The following is a 24,924-nucleotide window of genomic DNA, read 5'->3' as shown; positions in this document are numbered from 1 at the left end:
CGGAGCAATGCTGAACCGCGCGCGTTTGCATCATTCAAATGGGGTTCAGCCGTGCCGAGTCAATAAGCCCGTGGTTGCCAAAGGGGGCTTTTCGCGTCACTAGCATGCTCACCTGGGTGCAGAGGCCGATCCGATGGCCAATAGAGGAGAGTTTTCCATGCGAGGTTTGTTCCGGTTTCAGTCGGGTAGTGCGCTGGCAATCGCGGTTGCAGCAGGCGTCGCCCTTTCCGGATTCGGTCTCAATGCGGCACATGCCCAATCGAAGGGCAATTCCAAGGAATTCGTCGCTGCGGCGGGTCCGGTCCAGGCCAAGCTCAAGGACCTGGAAAAGCTGAAGCCGAAGGCCGACGCGGGCGATGCCGCCGCCAAGGCGGAACTGGCCGCGGGCGCCAAGGCCGTCACTCCCGACATCGAGAAGGCATTGGCCGCTGCCAGCACCGGCAAGGACAAGATCATCGCCGGCCAGTATGCGGTCACCGTGGGCGGCTGGAGCGATGACATGGCCCTGCGCAAGCGGGGCGTGCAAGCCATGCTCGACAGCGGAGAGCTGAAGCCGGACCAGATCCCCACCTTCCAGTTCTACCTCGGCAATTTCGCCTATGCGACCGAGGATTATGCCACGGCGGCGACGGCTCTTTCGGAGGCCGCGAAAAGCGGCGTCACCGATGAGCAGCTGGTGCCGCTGCTGGTGGAATCCTACGGCAAGGCCGGCAAGCCCGCGGAAGGGCTGACCGCCGCCCGCGCGGCGATCGACGCTACCAAGGCGGCCGGCAAGCCGGTTCCGGAATCCTGGCTCAGCCGCTCGGTGGTCGTGGCCTACAACGCCAAGGCCGGGCCGCAGACCATCGATTTCGCCAAGCTTCTGGTGGAGGAGCATCCCAGCAAGTTCAACTGGCTGAACGCGTCGCAGATGGTCCGCACGTTCGGCAATCTCGATCCGCAGGCCACGCTCGACCTGTTCCGGCTGATGGACCGCGCGGGCGCGCTGGATAACGATCCCAAGTTCGTCAGCGGCGAGTTCAAGGAATATATCGAAGCGGCCGATCCGCGCCGCCTGCCGGGCGAGGTGGTCCGCGTGGCCGACAAGGGCCTGGCGACGGGCGCCCTGAGCAAGTCCGACCAGTGGGTCCAGGAAGCGCGGACCAACGCTTCAGGCCGGATCGCGGCCGACAAGGCTTCCTTGCCGAGCCAGGTCGGAAGCGCCAAGTCGGCGGCTTCGGGCAAGGTCGCGCAGTCGCTGGCCGATGCATTCCTGAACTATGGCGATGCCGCCCAGGCGGAAGACCTCTACAAGGCCGCGCTCAGCAAGGCCGGTTCCGACCGCGATGTGGTGCTGACCCGCCTCGGCATCGCTCAATACGACCAAGGCAAATATGCGGAAGCCGCTCAGAACTTCTCGCAGGTGAACGGCCTTCGCAAGCCTGTCGCCGACCTCTGGCTGCTGCGCATCAAGGAAGTGAACAAGGGCGCCTGAACGCGGTCTTGAGATCAGGTTGGAAGGGCGGCCCCTGTGCGGGGCCGCCCTTTTCGATTCAGCGGACCCGTTTGATCCAGGGGTGGGAGCCGACCATCTTCACCTTGAAGTGATTGTCGGCGCGGATCAGGTCGATCAGGTTCTTGAAGCCGTAGTTGCGCGCGTCGAAGCTCGAGCGGTTGTTGGCGAGTTGCCCCACCACGCTCAACGCGGCGAACCCTTCCTCGTCCCGCTTCGCGGCCTTCCAGGCCTTGCCCAGCAGGTCGATCACTTCCGGCGGAACTTCCTGCGTCGCGGCTTCGGCGGCGGGCGCTTCGACGGGCGTGTCTTCCTCGTCGGAGCGGATCAGGGCCTCCACCACGATGAAGCGGGTGCAGGCGGTCTTGAAGGCCTCGGGCGTCTTTTCCGTGCCGAAGCCGTATACCAGCAGCCCATCCTGCCGGAGCCTCGTCGCCAGCGGCGTGAAATCGCTGTCCGAACTCATGATGCCGAAACCGTCGACCTTGCCCTGATACAGCAGGTCGATGGCGTCGATGGTCATGGCCATGTCGGTCGCGTTCTTGCCCTTGGTCAGGTCGAACTGCTGCTGGGGGCGAATGCCATAGCGATTGCTGAGTGTGGCCCAACGGCGCAGCGCGGGCTTGGCCCAATTGCCATAGGCGCGGCGGATATTGACCTGCCCCAGCTGGGCCATCGCTGTGAGCACGGGGTCGATGCCGTCGGGCGAAGCGTTGTCGGCATCGATCAGCAAGGCGATATTTTTGAGGGGTTCTTCAGACATGCCCCGTGATGCCGCCTGTCACGATCCTATGCAAGTCAGTCGGCGGGGTGGAAAGTGCCGCTTTTCTCGTCGAGGAGATGCAGTATGCCGTCGCTTATCGCGAAGAAGGCGCCGCGAAGCCTGAGCTTTCCCGACCGTTCCTTGGCGATGATGCAGGGGAATGTGCGCAGATTGGCGAGGCTGGCGCGGACTCCGGCCTGCTCCATCGCCCGCTCGGCCTCGTGGCCGCTGGTTCCATGATGGGCGACCACATCCTCGCGCACTTCGTCCAGCAATCCGATCCAGTTCGCGATGAAGCCGCCCTGGCCGGGTTCGCTGCCGTGCAGTTCCTGGGTCAGCGCGGCTTTCGCGCCGCCGCACATGCCATGGCCCATGACGAGGATTTCACGCACCTTGAGCACCTGCACGGCAAATTCCAGCGCCGCCGATACACCGTGGAGCCCCGGCGTCGTCTCGAAGGGGGGCACCATGGCCGCAACATTGCGCACCACGAATATTTCGCCGGGATCGACGTCGAAGATCTGGGCCGGGTCCACCCTGCTGTCGGAACAGGCGATTACCATCACGCGCGGTTCCTGGCCTTCGCGCAGGCGGGACCAGCGCTCGCGTTCCGGTATCCAGTTCGACTCCCGAAAGCGCCGGTAGCCGGCAAGCAAGTGATCCAGTTCCGGTGAAGCATCCGTCATGGATGTCCAATGCCTTGTGCTCTAGCCACTGGCAAGTGCCAGCTTTTGTCACTAGATGGACGCCATGAACAAGCTCTCCACTCCTTCCATCGCGGATCGGCCGAGAAAGCCCGATTGGCTACGGGTCAAAGCGCCGGTCAGCCGGGGTTATCTCAGCACCCGCGATCTGATGCGGGAGCTTGGGCTGAACACGGTGTGCGAAGAGGCGGCCTGCCCCAATATCGGGGAATGCTGGACCAAGAAGCACGCCACGGTGATGATTCTGGGCGATGTCTGCACGCGCGCCTGCGCCTTCTGCAACGTCAAGACCGGGATGCCGCGCGCGGTGAACCCGCATGAACCGGAAAATGTGGCGGTGGCCGCCGCCAAGCTGGGGCTGGAGCATATCGTGGTCACTTCGGTGGACCGCGACGATCTGCCGGATGGCGGGGCAGGGCAGTTCGTCAAGGTGATCGAGGCCCTGCGCCGCAATACGCCGGACACCACGATCGAGATACTCACCCCCGATTTCCGGGGGCGGATGCGCCCGGCGGTCGAAGCGATCGTGGCCGCCGGCCCGGATGTCTACAACCACAATCTGGAAACGGTGCCCCGGCTGTATCCCACGATCAGGCCGGGCGCGCGCTATTACGCATCCTTGCGCCTGCTCGAAGAGGTGAAGCGTCATGATCCCCGCATATTCACCAAGTCCGGGATCATGCTCGGATTGGGCGAGGGGAGGCTTGAGGTCCATCAGGTGATGGACGACATGCGCTCCGCCGATGTCGATTTCCTCACCATGGGGCAATATCTCCAGCCTACCCCCAAGCACGCCAGGGTGGAGGAATTCGTCACGCCGCAGGCCTTCGACGCCTATGGCGCGATTGCCCGGGCAAAAGGGTTCCTGCAGGTCGCGGCCAGCCCGCTGACCCGCTCGAGCTATCATGCCGGGGAAGACTTCGCGCAGATGCGCGCCGCGCGTGACGCCAGGCTTGCGAAGAAGGGAGCGTAATGCCCGGCATCCGTGAAGTCAGGCGCTTGCCCTATAGCGCGGAACAGATGTTCGACCTCGTCGCGGACGTCGGGCGCTATGGCGAATTTCTGCCATGGGTGGTGGCGACGCGCGTAAAATCGGATTCCGATACCGAAATGGTCGCCGACATGCTGGTGGGGTTCAAGGCCTTGCGGGAAAAGTTCACCTCCCGCGTCCACAAGCGGCGTCCGCGGGAAATAGAGGTGCATTATGTCGACGGGCCATTGAAGGACCTCGACAACCGATGGACCTTCGCGCCCTTGCCCGACGGCGGTTGCGAGGTGGATTTTTCCGTCGAGTTCACCTTCAAGAACCGGGTGTTCGAGGCCCTGGCCGGCCAATATTTCGACCGGGCCTTCCGCAAGATGGTTGCCGCGTTCGAGACGCGGGCGGACGAGCTTTACGGCAGCAGCAATTCCAGCGCCACCAGCGTCGCCTGATGGCGCACGATCGCCCGGCTTGAGCCGTCCAGGGTGCGCATTTCCGCTTCGGGTTCTTCCGATCCGCGAAGGGCGCGGGCGAATACGACGGTGCCCACCGGCTTCTTTTCGCTGCCTCCGTCCGGCCCGGCCACCCCGCTGATCGCCACGGCCACATCGGCCTCGCTGTTCTTCAGCGCGCCTTGCGCCATCGCCCAGACGCAGGCGACCGAGACGGCGCCGAATGTCTCGATAATATCGCTCGCGACTCCCAGCAGGCCTTCCTTGGCCTGATCGGAGTAGGTGACGAAGCCGCGATCCAGCACCGAGGACGAACCCGGTATTTCGGTCAGCGCCGCCGCGACCAGCCCTCCGGTGCAGCTCTCGGCCAACGCGATGCGCCGCCCGGCTCTGGCGTTTTCTTCGATGACGCGGCGCGCGAGCGCCACGATGTCGTCGGGAAGGATAAAGTCGCTCATGGCTGTTCCGGGCAGATTTCCGGGCTTTTGGGTTTCACCAGCCCCATCACGAAACCGATGACTTCGCCAACGGTTTCCGGCGGAAGCTTGTCGATAAGTTCAAAACCCCTTTCTATCTTCGGGCAATTTTGCGGCTTTACGTCGCCGGCGATCTTCTGCACCAGCACTGCCTCGATAAGCGGGCGGACCGCCTCGTCAGGCAGGCTCGCAATCGTTTCGAAGCCCGCATCCTTCTCGCCGATGAACTTGAGCATGGCCGACTTCGCCAGCGGCCAGTTCGCGTCGCCAAGCCGGGCATAGCGTTCCGCCAGGCCTTGGCTGTTTTGCGCGAGATAGCCGTCCGAGGCCAGATGCGGGGTGCAGATGGGGTCGATCCCGTTGACGATCGAAGGCAGGGCGTAGATCGCAAGCCCCGATACTTCCCGCTCGGTCACGCATTCGGCCGCCATCGCGGCCTGGGCCTGGGCCAGGGCGGCAAACGCGATGAGCGCCGCTGACAATCGCTTGGGCTGCATAGGATACCTCTGATGATTTTTGTGCCTGCGTTCAATCTTCGCGGATCAGGCATACCACAGCTTCCGCTGCAATGCCTTCCTTGCGGCCGGTGAAGCCCAGCCTTTCCGTCGTCGTCGCCTTTACACTGATCTGGCCGCTGTCCAGCCCCGCCAATTCCGCCAGTTGGCGGCGCATGGCCTCGCGATGGGGGCCGATTCTGGGGGCTTCGCAGATGATCGTGAGATCGCAATTGGAGATTTCGTAACCGGCCTTGCGCACCAGCCCTGCGGCATGGGTCAGGAACTGGCCCGACCGGGCGCCGCGCCATTGCGGATCGGACGGCGGGAAATGGGAGCCGATGTCGCCTTCGCCGATTGCGCCCAGCAAGGCATCCACCAGCGCGTGAATCGCCACATCGGCATCGCTGTGGCCGGAGAGGCCGTGGCTGTGATCGATCCGCACGCCCGCGAGCCACAATTCCTCGCCTTCCGCCAGCCTGTGAACATCGAATCCGGTTCCGACTCGCATGAGAGGGCGGGCCTGCACGAAATCCTCCGAAAAAGTCAGCTTGCGCAGCCGCTCATCGCCTTCGGTCAGGGCAATGTCCAGCCCCGCCGCCTGCGCCACCTGCGCGTCGTCGCCGGCTTCCCTGGCCGGGTTCCATTGCCGGTGCGCTTCGAGAATTGGCTGGAACCGGAACGCCTGGGGGGTTTGCACCCGGCGCAGTTCCTCTCGGGCAGCGGAACCGGCCATCGCACCATCACGCGCAACCGCCAGGCTGTCCACCACCGGCAGGACGGGAATCGCCGCGGGATATTTTTCCAGCGCCCCCAGCAGCCGCTCGATCACCGTCATCGGCAGGATCGGGCGGGCCGCATCGTGGATGAGAACCCTGGCGGGCGGATTCGGGGCGAGGCATTCCAGCGCGGCCGCGACGGACTGCTGGCGGGTTTCCCCGCCGGTGACGAGCAGGACGCCTGGCAGGCCGTGCAGGCATTCCGCCGCCAGTTCGTCCGCACCCGGCGGGATGGCGACGACAATGGGCGCGGCGCCTGCCTGGGCCAGCGTTTCGGCCGAGTGCCGCAGCACCGGCTCGCCGCGCCAGCGGGCGAATTGCTTGGGGAGCGGAAGCCCCGTGCGCAGCCCCTTGCCGGCCGCGACGATGACGGCGGCAAAGGGAGTGAGCGCTTGGGTCGGTAAGGCAGACATCTGGGCCTTGCGCGTACCGGCTTGTCCCCAAGCAGGCAATGCACTATGCGCTGCCTGTTTTTTAGGCACAGATTGCTGATGATCCCGCTTCCCACCCCTCCGGCCCTCAAGCCGATCCGGATCGGTCCGGTCACGATAGATTGCCCGGTCATCCTTGCGCCGATGACGGGCGTCACCGACATGCCGTTCCGCACCCTGGTGCGCCGCTACGGTTCTGGCCTGAACGTCACGGAGATGATCGCTTCTCCGGCGATGATCCGGGAAACCCGCCAATCCCTGCAGAAGGCCGCCTGGGACGAGGTGGAGGAGCCGGTATCGCTCCAGCTTGCCGGCTGCGTTCCGGAGGAAATGGCGGAGGCCGCGAAGCTCAACGAGGATCGCGGCGCGGCCATCATCGACATCAACATGGGCTGTCCGGTCAAGAAGGTGGTGAAGGGCGACGCCGGTTCCGCGCTGATGCGCGACCTTCCCCTTGCCGCCAGCCTGATCGAAGCCACAGTCAAGGCGGTGAATGTGCCCGTCACCGTCAAGATGCGGATGGGGTGGGATCATCACTCGCTCAATGCGCCGGAATTGGCGCGGATCGCGGAAGACCTCGGCGCGAGGATGATTACCGTGCATGGCCGCACACGTTGCCAGATGTACAAGGGCAGCGCCGACTGGAGCTTCGTCCGCAAGGTGAAGGATGCGGTTTCCATCCCGGTGATCGTCAACGGCGACATCTGCGGCATAGCCGATGCCGCGACGGCGCTGGAGCAGAGCGGCGCGGATGGCCTGATGATCGGCCGGGGCGCCTATGGCCAGCCGTGGCTGCTGGGGCAGGTCATGCATTGGTGGCGGACCGGCGAGGGTTTGCCCGGCCCGGGCTTCAACGAGCAATATGATCTGGTGCGCGCGCATTACGACGCCATGCTGGAACACTATGGCGCCGAAGTGGGGGTCAAGATGGCCCGCAAGCATCTGGGCTGGTATACGCGCGGAATGTTCGGTTCGGCGGAGTTCCGGAACAGGGTGAACTTCATCGACGATCCGCAAACGGTGCGTGACGAACTTTCCAGATTCTACGAACCGTTCCTCTGCCGCAGGGCTGCGTGACCGCGCTCCCCGATGCGCAACAGCAACTTGCCAGCCTTGCGCTGGCTGTGCTGCTGGTCGATCCGGAACTCGTCATTCGCGGGGCAAATCCGGCGGCGGAGCAATTGCTCGGCGTTGGAGCGAGCCGGATTGTCGGGCAGTCCGTCAGCAAGCTGCTGCGGTTCGACCAGACCCGGCTTAACGACTGGCTGGCGCAGCGTGACGCCCAGGTCGCGGCGCATGGCGTGGCCCTGCAGGTCGAGCATCTTCCGGCCCGGCAGGTCGATCTCACCATTGCGCCGGTCAGCCGCGAGCCTGGCTGGCAGATGATTACGCTGCAGGAATCGAAAAAGGTCGAAACGCTCGACGAGGATCGCGCGATTGCGGTCCGCACCCCGGCGATCCTGGCGCATGAGATCAAGAACCCGCTTGCGGCGATCCGGGGCGCGGCCCAGCTGCTCGAACGCAAGATGCCTGCCGGCGATCATGCGATGGTGCGGCTGATAACGGACGAGGTGGATCGCATCGCCAAGCTGATCGACCGCATGCAGTCGCTGGGGCGGGAGCAGCCGGAGCCTGTCAGCCCCTGCAACCTGCATGAAGTCATCCGGCGCGCCCGCGCGGTGGTGGAAGCGGCGGGGGACGCCGGCGTTCCCGTAACCGAGGAGTTCGACCCCTCGCTGCCGCCGGTGCTGGGCAATGCCGACGGGCTGGTCCAGGTGATGATAAACCTCATCTCCAACGCGCGTGACGCCTGCAGCCGTTCCGAGAATCCCAGGGTCATGATCCGGACCCGGTTCGTCAGCGGCTTCGTCATGAGCGCGATCCGTCTCGGCCGTCCGATACGGCTGCCCATCGAAGTGCGCGTGAGCGACAACGGCCCGGGCATCGATCCGGTCTTGCGGGACCATATTTTCGAGCCATTCGTCAGCAGCAAGAAGAACGGGCAGGGGCTGGGGCTGGCGCTGGTGAAGAAGCTGGTTCGCGACATGGATGGGCGGATCAGCCATGAACGCGACGAATCCGGCGGCTGGACGCATTTCAGCGTTCATCTGCCGGTCGCGAAATCATGAGAGCGGGTGAGGCTGCGCAATGAGCAAGATGGTTCTCCTTGTCGAGGACGATGAATCCATCGCCATCGTGATCAAGGCCGCGCTAGAGGCCGAGGGCCTCCAGGTGGACCGCTGCGAGAGCATTTCATGCCGCGATGAGATGCTTGCCGATGGGAACTACGATGTTCTCCTGACCGATGTCATGCTCACCGATGGCGACGGAATAGAGAGCCTGGGCGACGTCAGGCACGCTCATCCCGATTTGCCGATCATCATCCTTTCGGCCCAGAACACGCTCGATACGGCGGTGCGCGCGAGCGACACCGGCGCCTTTGAATATTTTCCGAAGCCGTTCGATTTGGATGAGCTGGTCCGCGCGGTCCGCCAGGCGGTCGACAGCAGGGCGGCGAGTGTCGATCCCGCGCCGGATCGGGGGGACAGCTTGCCGCTGGTCGGCCGCAGCCCGGCAATGCAGGGCGTCTATCGCATGATTACGCGCGTCTTGCGCAACGATCTGACGGTGCTGATTCTGGGTGAATCCGGCACCGGCAAGGAACTGGTCGCGGAAGCGATCCACGAGTTGGGCCATCGCAAGACCGGGCCGTTTGTCGCGGTGAACACCGCCGCCATTCCCAAGGAGCTGATCGAGAGCGAGCTGTTCGGGCATGAGAAGGGCGCTTTCACCGGCGCGGTGGCCCGCACGATCGGCAAGTTCGAGCAGGCCAATGGCGGCACGCTCTTCCTCGACGAAATCGGAGACATGCCGTTCGAGGCCCAGACGCGCCTCCTCAGGGCGCTGCAATCCGGCAGGATTCGTCGGGTTGGCGGAAGGGAGGAAATCGCGATCGACGTGCGCATCGTTGCCGCCACCAATCGCGATCTCCAGCCCATGATCGAGGCCGGCACGTTCCGCGAGGATCTGTTCTATCGCCTCAATGTCGTTCCCATCCAGTTGCCGCCTCTGCGGGAACGGGCCGAGGATATTCCCGCGCTGGCGGAACACTTCCTGAATCAGGCCGTGGAGGAGGGACTGCCGATCCATCGGCTCGACGCGGCCGCGCTCGAGGTGCTGACGCAGCAGCAGTGGCGGGGAAATGTCCGCGAACTGCGCAATTTCATGTATCGGATCGCCTTGATGGCCCGCGAGGAGGTTATCAACACGGCAACGGTCCATTCGCTGCTGCAGGAGCGGCCGGCCGCCAAGGCGGAAGGAGGCGCGCCCGATTTCAATGCGGCGGTGGAAAACTGGATGACGGAAGCCGATGCCCCCGCGGGCACTCTTTATCACAGTGCGCTGGCCGCATTCGAACGCCCCTTGTTCGAGCTGGTGCTGGCGCGGACGGGCGGCAACCAGCTGAGAGCGGCCCAGATACTCGGCATCAATCGGAACACCCTGCGCAAGCGCCTGGCGGAGCTTGCGATCGATCCGGATCGATTCACCGGGCAGGGTTGATCGCAAAACCGGCTCTGCTGGCCTGCCCCTGGCGCACTTTACGAAAAACCGGCTTGCATTTTTGCAACAGGGGCATTGTAATCAGGCAACTATGGCTGGCGCGTCACCCTTTTTCAGCAAGAATTGGCCGAGATGGTGGCGCCGGACCCTGGTGGCGTCGCGCCGGGCGAATTTCTTTCTCCTGCTGGAGATAATCTCCGCCGCGATTCTGGCTGTCATGGTCGTAACCAGCTGGATCGCCTTTTCGTCCGAGCCGGAACAGGGCAATCTGCTGCCTTCGGGGCGCGCGGCCGCCCTGCTGATCGGCACATTGATGCCTGCGATGGCTCTGCTGGTGCTGATCGGGCGCAGGCTGGCATTGCGCCGGGCCATGGGCGGGGCAGGGCTGCTGCATGTTCGCCTGGTCTTCTTCTTTTCGCTGATCGCCGCGATCCCGACGCTGCTGGTGGCGATCTTCGCGGCGATCCTGTTCCAGTCCGGAATCGAATTCTGGTTCTCGGACAATTCCAGGGGAATGCTGGAGAACGCGAACAAGCTGGCGAGAGGATATTACGAGCAGAATTTGCGCGATGTCGGGAATGAAACGGTGACCATGGCCGGCGACTTGCGTTCCTATCTGACCCAGAGCAGCCTCGTCAGCCCCGAGTTCGCGGAAGGCTATTCCTATCAGGTCGTGGGCAGGAAGCTGAATGAATCGGCGATCCTCCAGAAGGGTCCCGACGGGCGGCTCAACACGGCCGCGATTGTGGACCCGGAGGCGAATCCGAACATGAATCGCGTAAGCAAGGAAATGCTCCGCCGGGTTGACGAAGGCGAGCCGGTGGTGGTCACCGCCAGCGCGAACCGGATCGAAGCCTTCACCGCGATCGACCGGACGGCGGGAATCTATCTCTACGCCGCGCGCGGCTCCGATGCGCTGATGCTAAGCCAGTGGGAGCGCGCGCAAAGCGTCCGCCACGCCTATGAGGTGCTGACGCACCGCGCCCGGGTCCTGCAGCTGCGGTTCAATCTGGCGCTGTTCTTCGTCTCGCTCGGCCTGGTGTGGCTGACGATCTGGTTCGCGCTGCGTTATGCGGACCGGCAGGTGCAGCCGCTGACTGATCTGGTCACCGCCGCGCGAAAGGTGGGCGGCGGCAATTATGCGCTTCGCGTGGAAGGGCGAACCGGAGCCGACGAGATCGGCGCGCTCAACCGGGCCTTCAACCGGATGACCGCGCAGATCGAGCAGCAGACGATGGCTCTGGTGGGGGCGAACCGCCAGCTCGATGAACGGCGGGCCTTCACCGAGGCGGTGCTGGAATCGATCACGGCCGGGATCATCTCGGCGGATCAGGACGGCCGCATCCTGCTGATGAACAGCTCTGCCAAGAAGATCCTGTCGGACGATACGGGGCCGGCGCCTATCGGGCAGGAGCTGGAGCAGGTCGCGCCGCAGCTTGCCGGCATGCTTTCCGCCAAGCTCCAGAGCGGGCTTGTGCGATACAGCCGGAAGGGCGATCTGCTGACCCTGGCGGTCAAGATCGCTCCGGCCACCTCCGGCTATGTGATTACCTTCGAGGACATCACGCGCCAGATCATCGACCAGCGGCAGGCCGCTTGGTCGGATGTGGCCCGCCGCATCGCCCATGAGATCAAGAATCCGCTCACGCCGATCCAGCTTGCGACCGAAAGGCTAAGCCGCCGTTACCGCAAGCAGATCGCGCAGGACGGGGAATTGTTCGAGGAGCTTACCAGCACCATTATCCGGCAGGTGGGCGATTTGCGGCGGATGGTCGACGAATTTTCCAGCTTCGCGCGCTTGCCCAAGCCCGTGTTCCGGGCGGAAAATGCGATCGATCTCGTCCGTCAGGCGCTTTTCCTGCAGGATGTCGCCCATAGCGATATCGATTTCAGCTTCTCGGCGGACGAGGATGCGCCGGAGGTCATCGCTTGCGACCGCCATCAGTTCGGTCAGGCCATGACCAATATCCTCAAGAATGCGGTGGAAGCCGTCGAAAGCCGGGCTGCGACGGCCGGACCCGATTATCGGGGACGGATCTCGGTGAACTTCGCCGGCGACGGGGATTTCGTCCGGATAGAGGTGCGGGACAATGGCATCGGCTTGCCGAAAGATCGCGAGCGGATTGTCGAGCCTTACGTCACGACCCGCGAAAAAGGGACGGGATTGGGCCTCGCGATCGTGACCAAGATCGTCGAGGAACATGGCGGAGAGATGACTTTCGCCAGCGAAGAGGACGGCGGAACCTGCGTCACCCTGCATTTCGCGCGCGATCCTCTCGCTCGCGGTGGAAGCCAGGCCGCGGAATGATCGAAACTCAATCAGGAAAGGATTTGGGAATATGGCGCTGGACATCCTGATCGTCGACGATGAACGGGATATCCGCGAGCTGGTCGCGGGGGTGCTGAGCGATGAAGGCTACGAATGCCGGACCGCCGCCGACAGCACTTCGGCGCTGGAAGCGGTCGACCAGCGCAGGCCCAGCCTGGTGCTGCTGGACGTGTGGCTGCATGGCAGCCCGATGGATGGGCTTGAAGTGCTGGATGCCATCAAGAGCCGCGAGCCGGACCTTCCCGTCATCATATTCTCCGGCCATGGCAATATCGACACCGCCGTCTCGGCGATCAGCCGGGGTGCGGTGGATTTCATCGAGAAGCCGTTCGAGGCGGAACGGCTGCTGCTGCTGGTGGAGCGCGCCACGGAGACGGAGCGCCTGAAGCGGGAGAACGCGCGGCTCAAGCAGAGCAGCGCGATCGCGGATGAATTCACCGGGTCCAGCAATGTCGTCAATCAGGTGCGGGCGACGCTGAAAAGGGTCGCCAATACCGGCAGCCGTGTTCTCATCACCGGGCCGGCCGGTTCCGGCAAGGAAGTGGCCGCCCGCCTGCTGCACAGCTGGAGCGGGCGGAACGACAAGGCCTTCGTCATCGTCAATTCCGCCCGGATAACGGCGGAGCGCTTCGAGCAGGAACTGTTCGGTGAAGAAGCGGACGGCAAGCTCGTCCGCACCGGGCTGCTGGAACTGGCGGATGGCGGCACGCTGTTTCTGGATGAAGTGGCGGACATGCCGGAATCCACCCAGGCCCGCATTCTGCGCGTGCTGACCGAGCAGAGCTTTGTACGGGTTGGCGGCAATCGGCAGATCGGCGTCGATGTGCGGGTGGTTTCCGCGACATCGCGGGATCTGGAAAGTGAAATCGCGGAGCGGCGCTTCAGGGAAGATCTCTATTACCGCCTGAACGTCGTGCCGGTGGAAGTGCCGGCTCTGGCGCGCCGGCGGGAGGACATTCCCGCGCTGGCAACCCATTTCTTCGCCCGATTCGCCTCCGAGCTGGGCGTTTCTCCTCCGGAAATCAGCGCGGAAGCCATGGCCGCGCTGGAAGCGCATGATTGGCCGGGCAATGTGAGGCAACTGCGCAACGTGATCGAAAGGACCGTCATTCTGGCCCCGCGCGAGCGCCTGGACAGGATCGACCCAGACATGCTGCCGCCGGAAATTTCAGGCCAGGGCGGGGAAGGGGAAGCAGGCATCGCCACCTTGATGGGGGTGCCTTTGCGCGAGGCCCGCGAAAGTTTCGAGCGGGAATATCTGCGCATCCAGATTCGGCGCTTTTCCGGGAATATTTCGAAGACGGCGGGCTTTATCGGGATGGAGCGTTCCGCCCTTCACCGGAAGCTGAAACTGCTCGGGATGGCCGACCGCAAGCTCGATGAAGACGAGGAATAGGCAAGGGCTTTTTCGCTATTGCAAAAAACGCATTGCCTGATTTCGCAAAAATCCATAAAATCAGCAATTCAAACCGGTTGTCATATTCTGCTCATCTAAGCGCAGTTATGGGGGCCAGAATGCGGCGTTTGCCATCGTCGCCAACAAAAGGAGTCAGCGAAATGACCACTGGCAAGACATTGTCTGTCCGTTCCCGGCCGTCGAAGGCGGTTGAAGAGGAAACGCCGCCAGCGCCCGCCGTGACGGGAAAGAGCCAGAATCTGCAGGACGCGTTTCTCAATCTGCTGCGCAAGAACAAGACCCCGGTGACGATGTTCCTGGTCAAGGGCGTGAAGCTGCAGGGAATCGTGACCTGGTTCGACAATTTTTCGATCCTGCTGCGCCGCGATGGCCAGTCCCAGCTGGTATACAAGCATGCCATTTCCACGGTGATGCCCAGCCAGCCGCTCGATGCGCGGCAGTTCGGCGCGATTGGCGAGGTGAATCGCAAGCAGCGCCTGCTGCAGGATGTGTTCCTGACCAGCGTGCGGGACGCCGGCGTGCAGGTGACGATGTTCCTGGTGAACGGCGTGATGCTGCAAGGCAAGATCGCCGCCTTCGATCTGTTCTGCACTTTGCTGGAGCGCGAAGGCTATGTGCAGCTTGCCTACAAGCATGCGGTATCCACCATTCAGCCGGCTGTCCCTGTGGACCTGACCGGCGATGTGGATGAAGAAAGCGACGAAGACTGATTTTCGGTGAGGAACTGGCGGGCGAGGTAACGCGCGGCGCGCGCGCCGTGGTCGTATGCCCGGATATCCGGGGGCGGCCCGCCAGCATCGAGCCGGAGGAACGGCTTGAGGAAGCATGCAGCCTTGCCCTGGCGATCGGGATCGTCGTGGCCGAAGGTTTCGTCATTCCTATCCGCGATGTCCGCCCCGGCACCTTGTTCGGGGAAGGGCAGATCGCGCGCATCGGCACCGCTTGCGAGCAGGGCGATGCGGAACTGGTCATCGTCGATGGCGCGCTTTCCGCAATCCAGCAGCGCAATCTTGAAGAACGCCTCAAGCGAAAGGTCATCGACCGCACCGGCCTGATCCTCGAGATATTCGGGGAAAGGGCGGCCACCGCCGAAGGCCGGCTTCAGGTGGAGCTTGCTCATCTCGATTATCAGCAAAGCCGGCTTGTGCGGAGCTGGACTCACCTTGAGCGCCAGCGCGGCGGCTTCGGCTTCCTGGGCGGGCCGGGCGAAACCCAGATCGAAGCCGACCGGCGCATGATCCGCGGCCGGATGGGACGGCTGAGGAAGGAACTGGACCAGGTCCGGCGAACCCGGGCGCTTCATCGCGAGCGGCGGGGGAAGGCGCCGTGGCCCGTGATCGCCCTGGTGGGTTACACAAACGCCGGAAAATCAACTCTTTTCAACAGATTGACGGGATCTGGCGTCATGGCGGAAGACATGCTCTTCGCCACTCTGGACCCCACCATGCGGGCAATCGCGCTGCCCGGAGTGGAAAAGGCGATCCTCTCGGATACGGTCGGCTTCATATCCGATCTGCCGACCCAGCTTGTCGCGGCCTTTCGCGCTACGCTGGAGGAGGTGACGGGCGCCGACCTCATCCTGCATGTTCGCGACATCGCCAATCCGGCCAGTGCGGCCCAGAGACAGGAAGTGCTTGGCGTGCTTGCCGAGCTGGGCGTCATCGAGGGAGAAGGGGGCGACAGCCGGATTCCCATTCTGGAAGTCTGGAACAAGTCCGACCTGCTTTCCGAGGAGCGCAGGAGCGAGCTTGCGGCCGCGGCCGCCGGGGACGATTCCATCGTCATCCTGTCCGCGCTGACCGGCGAAGGGACCGAGCCTTTGCTGAAACGCCTCGGTTCGATCCTGACCGAAGGGGCGCATGTGCATAGCTTCGTGCTCCCCGCCAGCGATGGGCAACGGATTGCCTGGCTTCATGCGCATGGCGAAGTGCTGGCCGAGGACGATGCGGGAGAGGGCGAGGATGGCCCGTTGCGCAAGCTGGACGTCCGCCTCACGCAACGCGAGCTAGGGCGTTTTGTCACTCTCTGACGATTTCACGTCCAGCCACAGCCTTTCCTGTTGCTCCAGGGAAAGCCCCGCGAAGGATCGGCCCTGCCGGCCTGCCAGGGCTTCCATCGCGCGGTATCGCCGCTCGAACTTGCGGTTTGCGGCGTGCAGGGCGTCTTCCGGCGCTATGCCGTAAGCCCGCACCAGATTGACCGCGGCGAACAGGAGATCGCCCGCTTCCTCCAATCTGGTATCGTCGCAGGATGCCGTGGCCAGTTCCATGGCCTCTTCCGAAAGTTTGGCGGCAGGGCCGTCTGGATCGGGCCAGTCGAAGCCGTCCCGGGCGGCGCGTTTCTGGAGCTTTTCGGCGCGCAGGAGCGCTGGAAGCGCGAGAGCGATCCCGTCCATCGCGCTGCTGGCGCCCTTGGCGGCCCGTTCCCGGGCCTTGATCGCTTCCCAGCGCGTTTCGCGATCTTCCTCGCCGGAAGCACCGTCGCCGAAGATATGGGGGTGGCGAGCTTCCATCTTGCTGGCAATAGAGCGAGCGACATCCTCGAAATCGAACAGGCCGGCTTCTTCCGCCATGCGCGAATGGAACACCACTTGCAGCAGAAGGTCGCCAAGCTCTTCGCGCAGCTCCTGGAAGTCGGCCCGCGCGATTGCGTCGGCAACTTCATAGGCCTCCTCGATCGTATAGGGCGCTATCGTCGCAAAATCCTGCGCGCGGTCCCATTCGCAGCCGTGCTCCGGATCGCGCAGGCGGGCCATTATCGAGAGGAGGCGATGAAGCTGTTCGGACATATCAGAATGATAATATATATTCCTGCGAATATGTGAAATTCCCGGACTTCTTCTCTATGGAGAAGTCCAGATGGCACGTGCATTGACGCCATTGAACCCGACCGAACGCGTCGGGCGTTATCCCAAGCACCCCTTTATGACGAAGGAAATCCCGTTCACGGCGCAACCGTTTATGATCGCGCCGGTGCTTCCGGGCGAGACGCTCAAGAACCTGTATTTCGAGAGCCGGGTTATTTCTGATCCCATCAAAAACTCGATCATCGGTTGGAAGAAGGAATATTACTTCTTCTACGTGCCGGTGACTTTGCTGTTGGTGGATGCAATCAGGGAGATGTTCATTGATCCGCTCAACACGGATATTTCCGCAACGCTCGGTGTCGCCAATTCGTCCGGCCCTTGGTATACGGCGAAGGGCGGCGTTGACTATCTCAAGCGCTCGGTCATCTCAATTATTGAGGCGCATTTCAGGGACGAAGGTGAAGCGTTCGGGGATTATCTAACTGCCGATGGTATGCCCATCGTGCAAATCCGCGATCGTCTCTGGCTGGATAGCATCACGGATAAGGACGATGCGCCTTTGGCGACTGATCCGGGTGCTACTGGCGATAGTCCGACCAATATGGAGCAATTGCAGGCGCTCTATGAGGCTTACGATCAGCTCCGCCAGATTGGCGTGGCTGATATGTCGTATGAGGATTTCATACGCTCGTATGGTATTACGGTGCCTGAAGCTGTTGATGAGAAGAAACCGGAATTGCTCGCGCGCTATTCGGATTTCCAATATCCGAGTAACACGATTAATCCGGCGGATGGTTCACCGTCTTCTGCCGTGTCTTGGGTGTTCAAGAACGGCAAGCGCGATCCGAAGTTCTTTAAGGAACCCGGATTTGTTATCGGTTTGTCGATCACGCGGCCGAAGGTTTACTTCGGCGGTCTGGCAGGCAATCTTGCGGCTCACCTGACGCGGGCATGGGACTGGATACCGAATTATCTTAACGAAAATTCGATCATTCCTTTGCCAGACACGGCTTTCAAAAAGTTCGCGGCTGACGGCGGTCCTCTCGGGGATCGTGCGACCGCGACCGATAGCTATTGGGTCGAGATGCGTGATTTGTTCCTGCATGGGGATCAGTTCCAGAATATGAAGGCATGGACTGACAACGCGGCTTTGGCGGCTGATTATGCCAATCACCTGCTCGCGTTGCCTCCGGGCGACAATCATCAGGATTACAAATATCCGACCGAGGCCATGGCCAAGGGCCTGTTTGTTTCGGAAGCTGGTGCGAACCATGTCCGCCAGGACGGATACGTTTCCTTGCATATCCAGGGAAAGGTTCGCGAGACGCAAGCCGGTCCTTGGGTTGCGCAGTGATGGGGGGCTTCCGTTATGAAACCCGTAGTGGAAGGCTCGTGTCTGAGCGCGGCTCAGGCGCTGGCATTATCGCCATTGGCTACGCTGGGGCTAAGGATTGCATTAATGATCCTGAGAAGGCTCGAGTTCGGTCATGCGGACCGATCCCTCAAGGTCGTTATCGCATCTACGAGCGTTCGCATCCGCGTTTCGCGTATCCGGCCTATGCGCTCGTCCCGCTCGAAGGAACCGAAACGTTCGGTCGAACCGGCTTCTGGATACACGGGGACAACCGAGCCAGAAACCGGAGTGCATCCACGGGATGTATCGTTATCGACCGCGCCGCTCGATTACGACTCCGGCGAGAATTACTCGCTGGAGCCGATCCCGTTCTGACGGTCGTGCCATGAGTAGGTTCTGGCACTCTCTCCGGCATCGCAACATGACCTGTCTCATGTCGTTGTTCGTGCTGCCATACTGGCAAAGGCGTGACATCGCGCACTATGCCCGAAACGACAACTAGTCGGGGGTGTTGGGGGCAGTCGCCCCCAACGCTTACCCCTTACGGCGTCTGGTCTTGTCTGGACGTCTCCACGCGGGGGGAGCCGAGCGGTTCCAGTCCGATGGCCTCCCGCGTCCCTGATAAGCCCGCTCAATCTGTGCAGTTATATCCCGCGAAGCGGGGACTTGATTATACCTGCACAAGTGACACCACCCTGTGCGCTCACAGCCGATCCCTCAAATCCCCCTGCGAACCGCAACGGACTATGCGTGGCAAGCGCATATCGCAGGCTCCGACGCTGCGGAGATGCATGGCGACTGCCTGTCGCCTGTTGACCGCGCCTTGCGCGGGGTGGGATCGGTGGCACTGGCCCGTCTTGGCCAATGGCAAGACGATGATGACCTCGATTATGTCGAGGGGCATGGAATGCTCGGTGACTTTAAGGAACCGGCAACCCGGACGGTCTACGTCCGGGTCCGTTGCCGCAAGTGCGCTCGGTGCCTTGCTCACAAGCGCCGCCTCTGGACGGCGCGGGCAATGGATGAGGTCCGCTGGTCGATGAGAACATGGTTCGGCACTCTGACCGTCTCGCCTGAACGCCGTTTTCAGGCGACGATGCTGGCCGACAAACGGGTGTCCAACACCCGCTGCGAAAGCCTGTCGAGCCTAAGCAGCGTTGAACGGACCCGCGCCATCGCTCGGGAGCTACAGCCTGAGGTCACGCGATGGATGAAGCGTGTGCGCAAAGCGTCACGCGCGCAACTGAGGTATTTGCTTGTGTGCGAACCACACAAAGACGAGTTTCCGCACTTCCACCTTCTCTTGCATGAACGGGGACAGCCCGTAGCTAAGAGAACGCTGGAAGAAAAGTGGAGCTACGGCTTCTCCAATTTTCGGCTCGTTCCAGCGGGTGAAGTCGCCCATGTTGGGTATGTCTGCAAATACATCAGCAAGTCCGCCATGACGCGCGTTAGAGCGTCTCGGCGGTATGGACAGCCCGCAGGCTTGATACGGAACGCAGCGAAGCAGTGACGCGGGAGCGGGCAAACCGCACCCGGAAGGGAAATCCTCTGTCAAAAGGGGAAGGGGGAGCGGAAGCGATCTCCGCAAACCCAAGAGTGTAGGGTAGTGACCCTACCTCGTTTTGACCACGATAAAGTCTTTTGTTGATAGGTGTATGAAATGAGCAACGAAGTTATTGAACAGGGCGCGACTAAGAAGTTCCGCCCGTCCGATTTTGCCGATGTGCCAGTTCCGAAAACGGAAGGCGATCCGGGCTATAAGTCGCCTAAGCATCGGCCTTTAAATCCGGGTAAGCGGGTTTTACCCGCGCACCGCCGTGCGCCTCAGATAGGCACATGGCCACCTGAGAAGCCTGACTGGTTCAAGGAGCCTAAGGCTTCTCCGTCTCCTACGTCCGCCCCAAAGAAGTTGCCGCCGTATCGCCTCCCTGCGCGTGGCCCTCGCTTCGGTGGCTTGGGGCGGCGTATTGTTCCGTGGCTGGGTCCGCTTATGGACCTAAAGGACAATCTGGACGGCTATGATGCGTGGTATTACCATTTCAAGCACAAGCCGTATCAGCCGGGATATTATAATTGGAAGCCGAGTTATGATCTCGTGCTGGACTGTAACCGTCCGCTTCAATCTCCGGCTCTTAATCAGGGGTATAGCTCCTGTGGCTCGGTGGCACCTTACTCGCCAAGCTACAATGTTGAGGGGACCCGCTGGGCACCACGGGTAGTTACGTTGGCCCCGCCTTGGCCGAATTCGATCAATTACGAGATGTATGAGGTGCGCACCAATGGTTGGAAGGACGTGCGTCCGTCTCAGCGGTGGCTCAAGAAAACGACATGGGTTGAGCCTCCCTATGTCGATGAGGTGCCGGAACATTATGAGGTGCAGATGCAGCCAGCGCCCGCCATCGGCACGGCGATGAACCCTAATGTCATGCGGGGTATGCCAACCGTGCCTGAGTTGGAGCCTAAGCCTGATCTGGCAACGGATACCGCAACCGAGACGCAACCTGCGGTTGCTGTCGCTAAGACTATTGGTCTGTCCGGTATCTATCCCGCGCGGCCGCGCCGCCGAAGGCCGCCGCGTCGTCGTGAGCGTGAACGCAAGATGCTGTCGCGTTCCGCGCGGATCGGCATTGCCTTGTTCAAGATATTGGACAAGATGTCAGAAAGTGCCGAAGTCGTTGACGCGTTGTATGAGGCTTTGCCTGAGGAAACCCGCAAGAAGTGGAAGTGTAACCGCTCTGATTTCGGTATCGATCAGGCGGGACAATACGGCATAGACAATGCTGATTGCAAAGCGCAGGCGCTTTACCACAACTTCCATAAGGTCGATGTTCAGACAGCTGTGGAAAACATCATCAAGAACGAGATACAGGATAAAATTCTCGGCTATATAAACCGGACGATCCCTCGCAATACGGGGTCGGCGCTCGATCATTCGATGATGGAGTTTAACGATTACCTGCAGGCCATGTTGGACGCGCAGGTAGATTTGAAGGCAGTTTGGTAATGAAGGAAGGATTGACTAAATGGCTTACCGTCGCGCTAGCAGCCGTCGGCGTTCTTACACAAGTCGGCGTTCTCCCGCCCGTCGTGCTCGACGTAGCACGGCAAGTCGGCGCCGTTCTGGTAGTCGTGTAAGCGCCCAGACGCTCCGCATTGTTGTGGAGCAAATCCCGGTCTCCAATGTTTCGCGGGCCATCGGTCCGATGATCCAGACCGAAGCGAAAAAGCCGGGAAAAGCAAAGTATTGAGGCGAGAGCCTCTTTTTTAAACTGAAGTCCGGGATGATAATATATATTATGTTAAATAAGTGAGTAGTATGAGCATTCGGAGCCGATACGCGATCCGATGCGGTATGTCACACACACAGTCGCTCCATATCGCGGCGCTGGCGGTCATTCCTTCTCTGCCAGTTTCACGCCGTAGAGTTCCAGCCGGTGGTCCACCAGGCGATAGCCGAGCTTCTCCGCAATCACACGTTGCAACTGCTCGAGTTCGGGGTCCACTCGTGATGCGGCTGATGCTGCCTGCATCCCGGCCTCATGGCGTTGCGCTCGAGCGTATCGCCATATCCGGCGGGATCATCCCCCGGCGAGTTTGATCGTAATCGCCAGCCCCACGAAAATTACCAGCCATACGATCCCGAGCTTGACGAGCTTTCGCTGTGGAAGTCTTCGGTCTCGCAAGGCGGCAATCGGCAATATCAGCGCAAGCGCCACCAGCAGCAGCGACATCCAGACGCTGCCATTCATGCCAGGAGCCTCAATCCGTCATAACCGACCAAGACGTTCGCGGGCACTTCCGCCGAAAGCGCGCCATAATCCATGCTCTTGTCCAGATGGGTCAGCACGGTCTGCCGTGCGCCGCATAGATTGGCCAGTTCGAGCGCCATCGCAAGATGCGCATGGGTCGGATGCGGTTCGCGCCGCAAGCAATCGACTACGAGAATCCCGATGTCGCGAAAAAGACCGATCATGCTATCGGAGATTTCACTGAAATCAGTGGCATATCCAATAGACTTTCCATTCTGATCGAAGCGAAATCCCGTGCTTTGGGCTGGCCCGTGCGCCATTTGGCAGGTGTCGATGCGAATGCCCGCGAACATCCGCAACCGATCCAGCGAATCCAGATTCACAATGGTCGGATAGCCGAATTGCCCCGCAAAGACATAGCCGAAGCGCTGACGCAGCCTTCTCACGGTTTCTTCCGCGGCAAAGCCCGGCAATGGCCCGCTTCTGCCGTAACGCAATGCGCGCAGGTCATCGATCCCGTGACAATGATCCGCATGGTCGTGGGTCCAGAAAACCGCATCGAGCCGGTCGATCTCATTGTCGAGGAGCTGGCTGCGCAAGTCCGGCGAAGTGTCGACCAGCAGACGCGAGCCTTCGTCGCTTTCTACCACGATGGATACTCTCGTCCGCCGGTTGCGCGGCTCGGACGGGTCGCAGGCGCCCCAATCATTGCCTACGCGGGGCACGCCGGTTGACGTGCCCGAACCAAGCATGATCAACTTCACGCAGCCGCTTTCCTGAACAGCTTGTAGAAGTTTTTCGTTGTCATCTCCGCCATTTGCTCCGGGTCCTCCCTTCGCAGCTCGGCGAGGAACGCAGCCGTATTCGCCACGAATGCCGGTTCGCAGGTTTTCCCCCGGTGAGGAACGGGTGCGAGAAAGGGAGCGTCGGTTTCCACCAGCAGGCGATCTGCGGGGAGATTGCGGGCCACATCCTGCAATTCCCGCGCATTCTTGAAGGTCACTATGCCGGAAAGCGAAATGCTCAGCCCCAGTTCCAGCACATTGCGCGCGAATTTGGCTGAAGCGGTGAAGCAGTGGATCAAGGCGGGGAACGCGCCCTTTGCCATTTCTTCCCGGAGGATGGCGGTTGTGTCGGCCTCCGCGTCGCGCGTGTGGATAATCAGCGGAAGCCCCGTCTTTCTGGCTGCCTTGATATGGGTTCGGAACAGCGCTTTCTGGACGTCCCGATCCGACTTCTCGTAATAATAATCGAGCCCGGTTTCGCCAATTCCGATGACGCGGGGGTGCTCGGTCGCTTCCAGCAGCGCCTCCAGGGCCATCTGCGAATGGGCATCCGCCTCATGGGGATGTATGCCGACACTGGCCCACACGTCCTCTTCCCGCTCGGCCGTTCCGATCACCCGCTCCCATTCGCTGCGGCGCGTGGAGATGTTCAGGAAGCCGGCGACGCCTGCTTCCCGTGCCCGGCGAAGCACTCCGTCCTGATCTTCGGCAAGCCCTTCATATTCGAGGTGGCAATGGGAATCGATCAGCATCACACAGTCTCTTCAGGTAGTTCGAGCCGCGGAAAGATCGGGCTCGGTTGCTCAAGCCTGTGTTGCGCAGGATTGCCCGACGAGCCGCGGCTTATCCAGTCGTAATCGCGATCGCCGGGAGCCACGCCCATCGCATCCAGCAGCCTGCTTGCGGCATCCGGCGTCACGGGAATGAGGCCGATCGCAAGGTCGATGATGCAACGATAAAGCGTGCCCAGAACCTGCGCCATGCGGGATGGATCGGTCTTGCGAAGCGCCCAGGGCGCCATCTCGTCGACATAGGCGTTGCACGCGAACACCGCCTTGATCCAGGCATCGAGGCCGGTCGAGAACGACAAATTCTCGAATTGCTGTCGCATTTCCCCCGCCACCGCATTGCGTATATCCTGCAGAAGCGCGATGTCGGCGGGAGCATCGCCGGGTGGCGGCACTTCTCCGCCGAGATTCTTGAAGATCATCGATAAGGTGCGTTGGGCGAGATTGCCGAAGCTGTTCGCCAGTTCGGAATTGGATCGTAATACAATCGCTTCCGGAGAATAGCTGCCATCCTGCCCGAACGCGACTTCCCGCATCAGGAAATAGCGGAGCACGTCCACTCCGAAGCGATCGGCCAGTTCCATCGGGTCGGTCACATTCCCCAGGGACTTGCTTTCCTTCTGCCCGCGATTCAGCAGGAAACCATGCCCGAACACCGTCTTCGGCAACGGTAGCCCGGCGCTCATCAGGAAGGCCGGCCAGTACACCGTATGGAAGCGGACAATATCCTTGCCGATGAGATGGAGATTCGCCGGCCAGAAGCTCGCGAAATCTTCGGTTTGCTCGGGATAGCCCAGTCCGGTGAGGTAATTGGTCAGGGCATCGACCCATACATACATGACATGCTCGTCGCTGCCCGGAACCCGGACGCCCCAATCGAAACTGGTTCGCGAGATCGAAAGATCCCTGAGGCCACCAGATACGAAAGCGACCATTTCGTTGCGGCGGCTGTCAGGCTGGATGAACTCAGGATGGTCCCGATATAGCGCCAGGAGTCGCTCCTGATAGGCCGAAAGGCGGAAGAACCAGCTTTCCTCCACGGTCCATTCGACGGGCGTGCCTTGCGGCGAGAGCTTTTCACCCCCCTCGCCTTCGATCAACTCACTTTCGTCGTAATATGCTTCGTCCCGGACGGAGTACCAGCCCTCATAGCGATCCAGATAGAGGTCGCCATTTGCCTCCATCGCTTGCCAGAGCGCCTGGCTTGCGCGGTGATGAGCTTGCTCCGTCGTGCGCAGGAATTTATCATAGCCTACGTTCAAACCATCGCACATCGCAATGAAATAGGCAGACATTTCATCCGCGAGCGCCTGCGGCGTGGTCTCGAGTTCGCGAGCCTTCTGCGCCATCTTGAGGCCGTGTTCGTCGGTTCCCGTCTGGAAGCGGACCTTGCAGCCGAGCTGTCGCTGGAAACGTGCGATGACGTCCGCGGCGACCGCTTCATAAGCGTGGCCGATATGCGGCTTCCCGTTGGGATAGCTGATGGCGGTTGTGATGTAATAGGATCCGGCCATGCGGCCCTTCGCCTTTCCTAAGGAATTCCGGCCATGCGGCCTTTG

The 24,924-nt window shown here is 61.7% G+C and carries 24 protein-coding genes and 1 pseudogene; 14 read left to right on the top strand and 11 right to left on the bottom strand.

The window, feature by feature from the left end:
* Positions 1-157 precede the first annotated feature (157 nt).
* Positions 158-1,474, top strand: coding sequence for a hypothetical protein (locus U8326_RS06330; RefSeq protein WP_324743032.1), 1,317 nt, complete (start codon positions 158-160; stop codon positions 1,472-1,474).
* A 58-nt stretch (positions 1,475-1,532) separates the two neighbouring features.
* Here U8326_RS06330 and U8326_RS06325 read toward each other — a convergent pair whose 3' ends face one another.
* Together U8326_RS06325 and U8326_RS06320 are read right to left on the bottom strand one after the other, a co-directional pair.
* Complete coding sequence (locus U8326_RS06325; protein ID WP_324743030.1) at positions 1,533-2,255, bottom strand: NYN domain-containing protein; 723 nt, start codon at positions 2,253-2,255, stop codon at positions 1,533-1,535.
* Between the two features lie 35 nt (positions 2,256-2,290).
* Entirely contained in the window at positions 2,291-2,941 is a 651-nt protein-coding gene (locus tag U8326_RS06320) for a carbonic anhydrase (RefSeq protein ID WP_324743028.1), read from the bottom strand.
* Between the two features lie 55 nt (positions 2,942-2,996).
* Between U8326_RS06320 and lipA the strand changes: the two genes are divergently transcribed.
* Positions 2,997-3,932 (top strand): lipoyl synthase, encoded by a 936-nt coding sequence (gene lipA / locus U8326_RS06315; RefSeq protein WP_416385517.1) that lies wholly within the window; start codon positions 2,997-2,999, stop codon positions 3,930-3,932.
* Positions 3,932-4,393 (top strand): type II toxin-antitoxin system RatA family toxin, encoded by a 462-nt coding sequence (locus U8326_RS06310; RefSeq protein ID WP_324743024.1) that lies wholly within the window; start codon positions 3,932-3,934, stop codon positions 4,391-4,393. Before lipA ends, U8326_RS06310 begins: the two co-directional genes overlap by 1 nt.
* Here the strand turns inward: U8326_RS06310 and U8326_RS06305 are convergent.
* Genes U8326_RS06305 through U8326_RS06295 form a run of 3 tightly spaced genes read right to left on the bottom strand, consistent with a single transcriptional unit; the run spans position 4,354 to position 6,555 of the window.
* Positions 4,354-4,851, bottom strand: a complete 498-nt coding sequence (locus U8326_RS06305) for a CinA family protein (protein ID WP_324743021.1) — start codon at positions 4,849-4,851, stop codon at positions 4,354-4,356. The two genes, U8326_RS06310 and U8326_RS06305, sit on opposite strands and share 40 nt — an antisense overlap.
* Positions 4,848-5,366, bottom strand: a complete 519-nt coding sequence (locus U8326_RS06300; RefSeq protein ID WP_324743019.1) for a hypothetical protein — start codon at positions 5,364-5,366, stop codon at positions 4,848-4,850. Before U8326_RS06300 ends, U8326_RS06305 begins: the two co-directional genes overlap by 4 nt.
* Positions 5,367-5,397: 31 nt before the next feature.
* Entirely contained in the window at positions 5,398-6,555 is a 1,158-nt protein-coding gene (locus U8326_RS06295; protein WP_324743017.1) for a bifunctional 2-C-methyl-D-erythritol 4-phosphate cytidylyltransferase/2-C-methyl-D-erythritol 2,4-cyclodiphosphate synthase, read from the bottom strand.
* A gap of 78 nt (positions 6,556-6,633) precedes the next feature.
* Here U8326_RS06295 and dusB point away from each other — a divergent pair, with 78 nt between their 5' ends.
* From dusB to hflX, 7 genes are all read left to right on the top strand, one after another.
* Complete coding sequence (gene dusB / locus U8326_RS06290; RefSeq protein ID WP_324743015.1) at positions 6,634-7,650, top strand: tRNA dihydrouridine synthase DusB; 1,017 nt, start codon at positions 6,634-6,636, stop codon at positions 7,648-7,650.
* On the top strand, positions 7,647-8,702 hold the full coding sequence (locus U8326_RS06285) for a two-component system sensor histidine kinase NtrB (RefSeq protein ID WP_324743013.1): 1,056 nt from the start codon (positions 7,647-7,649) through the stop codon (positions 8,700-8,702). The genes dusB and U8326_RS06285 overlap by 4 nt, the downstream gene beginning before the upstream one ends.
* Before the next feature lie 19 nt (positions 8,703-8,721).
* A complete protein-coding gene (ntrC, locus tag U8326_RS06280; RefSeq protein WP_324743011.1) occupies positions 8,722-10,134 on the top strand; it encodes a nitrogen regulation protein NR(I) in 1,413 nt (470 codons plus the stop codon).
* A 91-nt stretch (positions 10,135-10,225) separates the two neighbouring features.
* Positions 10,226-12,442: an ATP-binding protein gene (locus tag U8326_RS06275; protein WP_324743009.1), complete on the top strand. Its 2,217-nt coding sequence runs from the start codon at positions 10,226-10,228 to the stop codon at positions 12,440-12,442.
* Positions 12,443-12,473: 31 nt separating this feature from the next.
* Entirely contained in the window at positions 12,474-13,859 is a 1,386-nt protein-coding gene (locus U8326_RS06270) for a sigma-54 dependent transcriptional regulator (RefSeq protein WP_324743007.1), read from the top strand.
* A 161-nt stretch (positions 13,860-14,020) separates the two neighbouring features.
* Complete coding sequence (gene hfq, locus U8326_RS06265; protein ID WP_324743005.1) at positions 14,021-14,590, top strand: RNA chaperone Hfq; 570 nt, start codon at positions 14,021-14,023, stop codon at positions 14,588-14,590.
* A 47-nt stretch (positions 14,591-14,637) separates the two neighbouring features.
* Complete coding sequence (hflX, locus tag U8326_RS06260) at positions 14,638-15,909, top strand: GTPase HflX (RefSeq protein ID WP_324743003.1); 1,272 nt, start codon at positions 14,638-14,640, stop codon at positions 15,907-15,909.
* On the opposite strand, the gene mazG is transcribed toward hflX, so the two are convergent.
* Complete coding sequence (gene mazG, locus U8326_RS06255) at positions 15,886-16,668, bottom strand: nucleoside triphosphate pyrophosphohydrolase (protein WP_324743002.1); 783 nt, start codon at positions 16,666-16,668, stop codon at positions 15,886-15,888. The genes hflX and mazG overlap by 24 nt on opposite strands.
* Positions 16,669-16,738: 70 nt before the next feature.
* Here mazG and U8326_RS06250 point away from each other — a divergent pair, with 70 nt between their 5' ends.
* The 4 genes from U8326_RS06250 (at position 16,739) to U8326_RS06240 (ending at position 21,047) form a co-directional block, all read left to right on the top strand.
* The gene (locus U8326_RS06250; RefSeq protein ID WP_324743001.1) at positions 16,739-18,040 is read left to right on the top strand and encodes a hypothetical protein; all 1,302 of its coding nucleotides are present in this window, start codon (positions 16,739-16,741) and stop codon (positions 18,038-18,040) included.
* Positions 18,040-18,429, top strand: coding sequence for a tlde1 domain-containing protein (locus U8326_RS16420; RefSeq protein ID WP_416385516.1), 390 nt, complete (start codon positions 18,040-18,042; stop codon positions 18,427-18,429). The genes U8326_RS06250 and U8326_RS16420 overlap by 1 nt, the downstream gene beginning before the upstream one ends.
* A gap of 398 nt (positions 18,430-18,827) precedes the next feature.
* Positions 18,828-19,553 carry a hypothetical protein gene (locus U8326_RS06245; protein WP_324742999.1) on the top strand — a complete coding sequence of 242 codons (726 nt, stop codon included), beginning with the start codon at positions 18,828-18,830 and terminating at the stop codon, positions 19,551-19,553.
* 150 nt (positions 19,554-19,703) lie between these two features.
* Positions 19,704-21,047, top strand: coding sequence for a hypothetical protein (locus tag U8326_RS06240; RefSeq protein WP_324742997.1), 1,344 nt, complete (start codon positions 19,704-19,706; stop codon positions 21,045-21,047).
* 388 nt (positions 21,048-21,435) lie between these two features.
* Here U8326_RS06240 and U8326_RS06235 read toward each other — a convergent pair.
* The 5 genes and pseudogenes from U8326_RS06235 to metG all read right to left on the bottom strand — a co-directional run.
* A pseudogene (locus U8326_RS06235) lies at positions 21,436-21,549 on the bottom strand (transcriptional repressor); the annotation flags it as partial.
* A gap of 72 nt (positions 21,550-21,621) precedes the next feature.
* Positions 21,622-21,792, bottom strand: a complete 171-nt coding sequence (locus tag U8326_RS06230) for a hypothetical protein (protein ID WP_324742995.1) — start codon at positions 21,790-21,792, stop codon at positions 21,622-21,624.
* A complete protein-coding gene (locus U8326_RS06225; RefSeq protein WP_324742993.1) occupies positions 21,789-22,556 on the bottom strand; it encodes an MBL fold metallo-hydrolase in 768 nt (255 codons plus the stop codon). The genes U8326_RS06230 and U8326_RS06225 overlap by 4 nt, the downstream gene beginning before the upstream one ends.
* On the bottom strand, positions 22,553-23,329 hold the full coding sequence (locus U8326_RS06220) for a TatD family hydrolase (RefSeq protein WP_324742991.1): 777 nt from the start codon (positions 23,327-23,329) through the stop codon (positions 22,553-22,555). Before U8326_RS06220 ends, U8326_RS06225 begins: the two co-directional genes overlap by 4 nt.
* Entirely contained in the window at positions 23,329-24,879 is a 1,551-nt protein-coding gene (metG, locus tag U8326_RS06215; RefSeq protein WP_324742989.1) for a methionine--tRNA ligase, read from the bottom strand. Before metG ends, U8326_RS06220 begins: the two co-directional genes overlap by 1 nt.
* Between the last annotated feature and the right edge of the window lie 45 nt (positions 24,880-24,924).

The sequence above is a fragment of the Tsuneonella sp. CC-YZS046 genome (assembly GCF_035581365.1).
Classification (GTDB): Bacteria; Pseudomonadota; Alphaproteobacteria; order Sphingomonadales; family Sphingomonadaceae; genus JAWKXU01.
The sequence above is the reverse complement of the archived record's forward strand: the minus strand, read 5'-3'. Positions and strand labels throughout refer to the sequence as shown.